The 8,238-nt window shown below is 60.7% G+C and carries 5 protein-coding genes and 1 tRNA gene; all 6 read right to left on the reverse strand.

Going from position 1 to position 8,238, the window contains the following annotated elements; translation table 11 throughout:
- Positions 1 to 50: 50 nt before the first annotated feature.
- A tRNA-Val gene (locus AAC023_RS12295) sits at positions 51 to 126 on the reverse strand.
- A gap of 90 nt (positions 127 to 216) precedes the next feature.
- Positions 217 to 1,368, reverse strand: coding sequence for a prephenate dehydratase (gene pheA / locus AAC023_RS12300; protein WP_339741494.1), 1,152 nt, complete (start codon positions 1,366 to 1,368; stop codon positions 217 to 219).
- A 282-nt stretch (positions 1,369 to 1,650) separates the two neighbouring features.
- Positions 1,651 to 4,053 (reverse strand): endopeptidase La, encoded by a 2,403-nt coding sequence (gene lon / locus AAC023_RS12305; RefSeq protein WP_339741495.1) that lies wholly within the window; start codon positions 4,051 to 4,053, stop codon positions 1,651 to 1,653.
- A 147-nt stretch (positions 4,054 to 4,200) separates the two neighbouring features.
- Positions 4,201 to 5,472 (reverse strand): ATP-dependent Clp protease ATP-binding subunit ClpX, encoded by a 1,272-nt coding sequence (gene clpX, locus AAC023_RS12310; protein WP_339741496.1) that lies wholly within the window; start codon positions 5,470 to 5,472, stop codon positions 4,201 to 4,203.
- Between the two features lie 157 nt (positions 5,473 to 5,629).
- The gene (locus tag AAC023_RS12315) at positions 5,630 to 6,259 is read right to left on the reverse strand and encodes an ATP-dependent Clp protease proteolytic subunit (RefSeq protein ID WP_091771889.1); all 630 of its coding nucleotides are present in this window, start codon (positions 6,257 to 6,259) and stop codon (positions 5,630 to 5,632) included.
- 187 nt (positions 6,260 to 6,446) lie between these two features.
- Complete coding sequence (gene tig / locus AAC023_RS12320; protein WP_339741497.1) at positions 6,447 to 7,946, reverse strand: trigger factor; 1,500 nt, start codon at positions 7,944 to 7,946, stop codon at positions 6,447 to 6,449.
- Between the last annotated feature and the right edge of the window lie 292 nt (positions 7,947 to 8,238).

Here is an 8,238-nt window from a genome sequence, read left to right on the forward strand (position 1 = left end):
CGGGTGCGCGCTGCGGGTGGCTTGCCACCCGAAGCCCGCAGGGCGAAGGGTGGTGGGCGGTGAGGGGCTCGAACCCCCGACCCTCTCGGTGTAAACGAGATGCTCTCCCAGCTGAGCTAACCGCCCGATCCATCGGCCCGCATCGACCTTGGCCGATCTGGAGGCGCTTTCTAGTCTGTCCGGGGGCCTACGTGCAAGCTCAGTTTGCTGCGCGGATCAATCCACCCTCACCCGGTCGATGCGGTCAGCGGCGTAGCAGCCGAGCATCTTGATCTCGCGCGTATGGGCTTCGAGCGTTGTGAGGCTGTCGCGCAGTTTGGGATCGTCCAGATGCGCCTCGACATCCATAATGAACATCTCTTCCCAGGGATTGCCCGCGATCGGACGGGATTCCAGCTTCACCAGATTGATGCCATTGTCGCGGAACCCGGTCAGGGCATCGACCAGGGCGCCCGGGTCGTCGCGGGTGGTGAACATCATTGAGGTCTTGCACTCGACCCCGCGCGCCGGAAGCTTGCTATCACGGGCCAGGACGATGAAGCGGGTGATGTTCTGCTCGTGATCACCCACCCCGTGGGCGAGAATGTCAAAGCCGAACAGTTTGGCGGCATCCTCGCCGCCAATCGCGGCCGCGGTATCATCCTCTTCCAGCAGACGCTCAAGCGCCCGCGTCGTGCTGGACGACATATGGGTCTCGATTTCCGGATGGCCGGCCAGATAGCGGCGCGATTGCGCCAGCGCCTGCGGATGACCGAAAACGCGGGTGATGCGGCCACTGCCGGACGCCTTGCCGATCAGGCAGTGATCGACCCTGAGCATGAATTCACCGGCGATCCGGGTGCGGCCCTCGAGCAGGATATCGAACACCTCATTGATGGAACCGGTCGTGGTATTCTCGATCGGCACGACACCATAATCGACCTCCCCGGTCTCGACAGCGCGGAAAATCGAGACAAAATCGCGCTTCGGTGACGGCACGACATTGGCATTGCGGCGTGCGAAGATCTTCTGGGCCGCGACATGGCTATAGCTGCCCGGGCCGCCGAGATAGGCGACGCTGGCCTCGTTGAGGTCGGCATCGCGCATCGAGTCGAAACGGGTGCGTTGGAGCTGGATCGAATTGTCGAAGAGGGCGTGGAAGATCTGCTCCACCAGCTCCTGGGGCACGCCCTGGGCCTTGCCGCGCTCCACCGCCTCACGCAGCACGGCCTGCTCCCGCTCGCGATCGCGAACCGGCAGACCGGAGCGCACCTTCTCGTCGACAATCGCCTCAACCAGGGCGGTGCGCCGTGCGATCGCATCGACCAGCTCACGGTCGATCTGCGTGATCGATGAACGGATATCATCGCGTGAAGCTTGTTCAGACATGTCCAGGCCTTCTCTCAAAACAAAAAAGGCCTCCCCTGGTGGGGGAGGCCCTGGAAACTCGCCGCTTGTCGCGCGCGCTAGCCGGCCACCGCCCCCGAACGGGTTGCGTTGCTAAAATAGCCGGTAAAATAAAGCGATGTACAAGTCATGATGCGAGTGTGCGTCCCTGCCCCGCCGCCGTCAATGCCGCAGCGCCGCATTGGCGCAAGTTTTATGCAGAAAAAAGGCCGGGATGATCAATCCCGGCCTTTCAATTCCAATCCGGTCTGACCCGGTGGCAAGTTAGTGTGCGAGCTGAGCCTCGGAGCCATCGGGCGCCGGATTGGCCATGCCCGCCAGGGCCGCCGCATCGGACTCGGTCCATTCGACCGGCTCGACGGGTGCGGCCAGGGCGCGCGCCAGGACTTCATCGGCGGTTTCAACCGGGATGATTTCGAGGCCCTGTTTCACATTGTCCGGAATTTCCACGAGATCCTTCTCGTTTTCCTTCGGGATCAACACCGTCTTGACGCCGCCGCGCAGCGCCGCCAGCAGTTTTTCCTTCAGACCGCCGATTGGCAGGACATGGCCGCGCAGGGTGATCTCACCCGTCATTGCCAGATCCTTGCGCACCGGAATTCCGGTCAACACCGAGACGATCGCCGTCATCATGCCGACGCCGGCCGATGGACCATCCTTCGGCGTCGCGCCTTCAGGGACGTGAACATGGATGTCCGTGGTGCGGAACACCGTTGGCCGGATGCCCATGGACGGCGCCCGCGACTGCACGAATGAATTCGCCGCCGAGATCGATTCCTTCATCACATCGCGCAGATTTCCGGTGACGGTCATCTTGCCGCGACCGGGCATCTTGACCGCCTCGATCTGCAACAGATCGCCACCCGCTTCCGTCCAGGCCAGACCGGTGACGAGACCGACACGGTCCTCGCGCTCGGATTCGCCGAAACGATATTTGCGGACACCGGCGAACTCGCCGAGATTCTCCACCGTGATATCGACCCGCTCCGCCTTGCCGCTTTGCAGACGGCGCACGGATTTACGGGCCAGATTGGCGATCTCGCGTTCGAGACTGCGCACGCCGGCTTCCTGGGCATAATAGCGGATCAGATCGCGCACGGCATCATCGGTGACCGACCAGTCGCTTGGCGTCAGGGCATGATTGACCATCTGCTTGGGGATCAGGTGACGCTTGGCAATCTCGAGCTTTTCATCCTCGGTGTAACCGGCGATTCGGATGACTTCCATCCGGTCGAGAAGCGGCTGCGGCAGGTTCAGCGTGTTGGCCGTCGTCACGAACATGATATCCGACAGGTCGTAATCGACCTCGAGATAATGATCGTTGAACGTCGCATTCTGTTCCGGATCGAGCACTTCGAGCAGGGCCGCAGACGGGTCGCCGCGATAATCGGCACCGAGCTTGTCGATTTCGTCGAGCAGGAAGAGCGGATTGCTCGACTTGATCTTCTTCATCGACTGGATGATCCGGCCCGGCATGGAGCCGATATAGGTGCGGCGGTGACCGCGGATCTCAGCTTCGTCCCGCACGCCGCCCAGCGACATGCGTACGAAATCACGTCCCGTCGCCTTGGCGATCGAACGGCCAAGCGAGGTCTTGCCGACGCCCGGAGGCCCGACGAGGCACAGGATGGGGCCGCGCATCTTCTTGGTGCGTGCCTGAACGGCGAGATGCTCAAGAATGCGTTCCTTGACCTTCTCGAGGCCGTAATGATCGGCTTCGAGCACGTCTTCGGCACGCGTCAGATCGTTTTTCAGACGTTTGCGCTTGCCCCAGGGCAGGGCGATGATCCAGTCGAGATAATTGCGCACGACAGTGGCTTCCGCCGACATCGGGCTCATCTGGCGCAATTTCTTGAATTCGGCATCAGCCTTGGCGCGGGCCTCTTTCGAGAGCTTGGCCTCGGCGAGACGGTCCTCGAGCTCGGCGAGCTCCTCACGGCTGTCATCGCCCTCACCCAGCTCGCGCTGGATCGCCTTCATCTGCTCGTTGAGATAATATTCGCGCTGGGTCTTTTCCATCTGCCGTTTGACACGGCTGCGGATTTTCTTCTCGACCTGGAGAACGCCGATTTCGCCTTCCATCAGTCCGAGAATGCGCTCGAGACGGGCGGCCGCATCGGGCTGTTCCAGCAGAGCCTGCTTTTCCTCGATCTTGACGGCGAGATGCGCAGCGATCGAATCCGACAGCTTGGCCGGATCGCTGATCTGGGCCAGCGAGGCGAGCGCCTCGGGCGGGACTTTCTTGTTGAGCTTGACGTAATCGTCGAACTTGGCCGCAACCGTGCGCATCAGCGCTTCCAGCTCGGCCGGGTCACCGGTTTCCTCGCTGATCGGTTCGCAAGTTGCCTCGTAGAATTCTTCGGTATCGGTATAGCCAGTGATCTCGACGCGAACACCGCCCTCGACCAGGACTTTCACAGTCCCGTCCGGCAGTTTGAGCAATTGCAGAACCGAGGCGATCACACCGGTCGTGTGGATCGCGGCATTGGTCGGCTCGTCATCGCCGGCGGTGCGCTGGGTGGCCAGCAGGATCTGCTTGTCAGCGCGCATCACTTCTTCGAGCGCCTTGACCGATTTCTCGCGGCCGACGAAGAGCGGAACGATCATGTGCGGGAACACGACGATGTCGCGCAATGGCAAAAGGGGAAGTGTCTTGATTGTAGACATATATGCTCCATGCGCACCCGTCTGCCGGCGCGTCGAGACCTGACTGATTATCGTGACTCGATTCGGCCGGACGCCGACGGGTGAAAAACTAGTGGCAGCCGGGTGGCCGCCTCTTACGCCAACAGGTGGCGATGCGAGGCGGCTACGTCAAGCACCCGTGCGCTTATCGTCTTTGCGTTCCGCATAGATCAGCAATGGCTTGGCATTGCCTTCAACGACTTCGGCATTGACGACGATTTCCTCGACACCATCCATGGAGGGCAGATCGAACATCGTCTCAAGCAGAATGCCTTCCATGATCGAGCGCAGGCCACGGGCACCGGTCTTGCGCAGAATGGCGCGTTTGGCGATCTGCTTCAGCGCGTCCTCTGTGAAAGTCAGGCCAACGCCTTCCATGTCGAACAGGCGCTGATACTGTTTCACCAGCGCGTTTTTCGGCTCGGTCAGGATCTGGATCAGAGCGTCCTCGTCGAGGTCTTCCAGGGTCGCGATGACCGGCAGACGGCCCACGAATTCCGGGATCAGGCCGAAGCGCAGCAAATCATCAGGCTCGACCATGCGCAGGATATCGCCGGTACGGCGGACATCGGGTTCGCGCACATCGGCGCCAAAGCCGATCGAGGAACCCTGGCCGCGCTGCGAAATCACCTTGTCGAGACCGGAGAAGGCGCCGCCGACCACGAACAGGATATTGGTGGTGTCCACCTGCAGGAATTCCTGCTGTGGATGCTTGCGCCCGCCTTGCGGCGGGACCGAGGCAACCGTGCCTTCCATGATTTTCAGCAAGGCCTGCTGCACGCCCTCACCCGAGACATCACGGGTGATCGACGGATTGTCGGACTTGCGCGAAATCTTGTCGATCTCATCGATATAGACAATGCCGCGCTGGGCGCGCTCGACATTGTAATCGGCGGACTGAAGCAGTTTGAGAACGATGTTCTCGACATCCTCGCCGACATAGCCCGCCTCGGTCAGGGTCGTGGCGTCGGCCATGGTGAAGGGCACGTCGAGAATGCGCGCCAGCGTCTGGGCCAGCAGGGTCTTGCCGCAACCGGTCGGGCCGATCAGCAGGATATTGGACTTGGCCAGTTCGACGTCGGAATTCTGGCTGGCATGATTGAGGCGCTTGTAGTGGTTATGGACCGCGACTGCGAGCACGCGCTTGGCATGCGACTGGCCGATCACATAATCATTGAGGACATCAAAGATCTCCTGAGGGGGCGGAACGCCCTCCTTGGATTTGACCAGCGATGACTTGTTCTCTTCACGGATGATATCCATGCAGAGTTCCACGCACTCATCGCAGATAAAGACCGTCGGTCCCGCGATCAGCTTGCGCACTTCATGCTGGCTCTTGCCGCAGAAGGAGCAGTACAGCGTGTTCTTGGACTCGGCGTCACCGCCTGTGGTCTTACTCATGTCCGCTCCATTTCAAGCCCGGGCATCTGATCGATACCCGCATTTCGTTCGATCCTGCAACATCAAGGCCGAACTTTAGCGAAAGGTTTCCGCGTCTGCTAATTCGACCATATCGCTACAGTATGCTTCAAGCCACCCCCGCTATCGGGGTTCACGATCAGCTCTCCGGATTGTCCGGGTCGATCCGCTTGGCATAAACATGATCAACCAGTCCGAACTCCTTGCCCTCATCCGCAGACATGAAATTGTCGCGGTCGAGCGCCTGTTCGATCTCATCATAGGTGCGACCTGTGTGTTTCACGTAAATTTCGTTCAGGCGGCGTTTGATTTTCTGGATATCGGCCGCATGGCGCTCGATATCCGAGGCCTGGCCACGGAAACCGCCGGATGGCTGGTGCACCATGATGCGGGCATTTGGCGTCGCATAGCGCATTTCCGGGTGGCCGGCCGTGAGCAGGAGTGAGCCCATCGAGGCCGCCATACCCATGCACATCGTCGAAACCGGGCTGCGGATATATTGCATCGTGTCATAGATGGCCAGGCCAGCAGAAACGACGCCCCCGGGTGAATTGATATAGATCGAGATCTCTTTTTTCGGGTGCTCGGATTCGAGGAAGAGCAGCTGGGCCACGATCAGGCTGGCCATGTGATCCTCGATCGGACCGGTGATGAAGATGATCCGTTCCTTGAGCAGGCGGGAGTAGATGTCGAAGGCGCGTTCGCCCCGGCTGGTCTGCTCCACCACCATCGGAACCAGATTCATCATCACATCCTCGGGATTATGCATATCAAGCTCCTTGGGCCGTCGCCCTGAAATAGATAGGGACGATTCTCGTCACGCGCGAGGTTGAACTATTGCGGGCGTTGCCAAGACACGCAAGCCGCAGGCTGCAGCGCGAGGTGCGATGCGCCGGGTAAAAAAATGCCGGCGCGAAACCGCGCCGGCATCTTTCACGTCATCTGACCCGATTTGATCAGGCGTCTTTCTTGGCTGCCGGCTTCTTCTTGGCAGCTGGCTTGGCCGCAGCCTTCTTCGCTGCAGGTTTGGCTTCGGCTTTCGCCTCGGACTTGGCTGCAGGCTTTTTCTTGGCGGCCGGCTTTTTCGCAGCCTTCTTGGCAGGCTTGGCTGCCGGCGTTTCGTCGTCGTCAGCGTAGAGCGCTTCCTTGGTCACCGGCACATCGGTCACATCGGCGAGCTCGAGGATGTAGTCGACGACTTTTTCCTCATAGATCGGGGCGCGGACCTGGGCGACGGCGCCCGGGTTTTTCTGGTAGAACTCAACGACCTGACGCTCCTGCCCCGGATAGCGCATGGCTTCCTGGTTGATCGCGCGGGAGAGTTCTTCCTGGGTGACGTCGAGCTTGTTGCGATTGCCGATCTCGGCCAGCACCAGGCCCAGACGCACACGGCGCTCGGCAATGCCGCGATATTCGGCCTTCAACTCGTCTTCGCTCTTTTCCTTGTCGTCGTCTTCCAGGTGACCGTGTTCGATCGCATGGGCAACTTCACGCCAGATATTGTCGAACTCAGCGCCGACCATTTTCGGCGGCAGATCGAAATCATGGGCTTCGTCGAGCTGGTCGAGCACGGCACGCTTCACCTTGAGGCGGGACTGGGCGGCATGTTCACCGGCGAAACGCTTCTTCAGCGCGTCCTTCAGGGCATCCAGATCGGACAGGCCGAGGCGCTTGGCCAGCTCGTCATCAATCTTGGAATCCTGTGGCGCTTCGACACCCTTCACGGTGACATCGAAGACGGCTTCCTTGCCGGCCAGATGCTTGGCCTGGTACTCGGCCGGGAAGGTCACGGTCACGGTGCGCTCTTCGCCAGCCTTGGCGCCGACAAGCTGTTCTTCAAAGCCGGGAATGAAGGCGCCATCGCCCAGACCGACGCGATTATCCTCGGCGGAACCGCCCTCGAAGGCGACGCCGTCAATCTTGCCGACGAAATCGATCACGACGATATCGCCATTCTCGGCTTTGGCAGCCTTGCCTTTCTTGGGCGCGAATTCGCGGCTCTCATCGGCCAGCTTGACCAGGGCTTCGTCGACTTCCTCATCGGAAACCTCGATCACCGGACGGGTGATCTTGATCTTGGACGGGTCGGCCGGATCGAATTCAGGCATCACTTCAAGGCTGATCTCGAACACGAAGTCCGACTTGCCCGAGGTCACAGCCTTGGCGTCACTGGTGACATTGACTTCCGGCTGCGAGGCCGGACGCAGCTTGCGCTCGTCCAGGGTCTGCTGGGTTGTGGCGGGCACCAGCTCATTGAGCATGTCGCCCATGATCGATTCGCCAAACATGCGGCGGATATGGCTGGTCGGCACCTTGCCCGGGCGGAAACCCTTCAGGCGGACTTCAGGACGGATCTCCTGGATTTTCGCATCCAGGCGAGCTTGCAGATCGTCGGCTGCAAAGACGATCTCATAAGTGCGGCTCAAGCCTTCGGCGGCTTTCTCGGTGACGTTCATGGGTTAGCCCTGGCATTGCTGTGGAGGCGGACAAATCCGCAGTAAAATTCGAGCGCGCGTTATGTCACGCCGATTCACAGCGCGCAACGCTGCGAAGCGGCTTGCCGGTGCGGATATGCGCTGAAAGGGCTGATCGGGGGGTGGAATGGGCGGGTTCGGAGAATAAATTGCGGGGGTAACGGTGCGAAGCTGGCCGGGCGTCACGGGCTGTGACGGTCGAAAACGTCGGCGCAGCCCTCCTTCGCCCCGGGTCCGCGCTGCGGGTGGCTTGCCACCCGAAGCCCGCAGGGCG

It is taken from the genome of uncultured Maricaulis sp. (genome assembly GCF_963976135.1).
In the GTDB taxonomy this organism is placed as follows: domain Bacteria; phylum Pseudomonadota; class Alphaproteobacteria; order Caulobacterales; family Maricaulaceae; genus Maricaulis.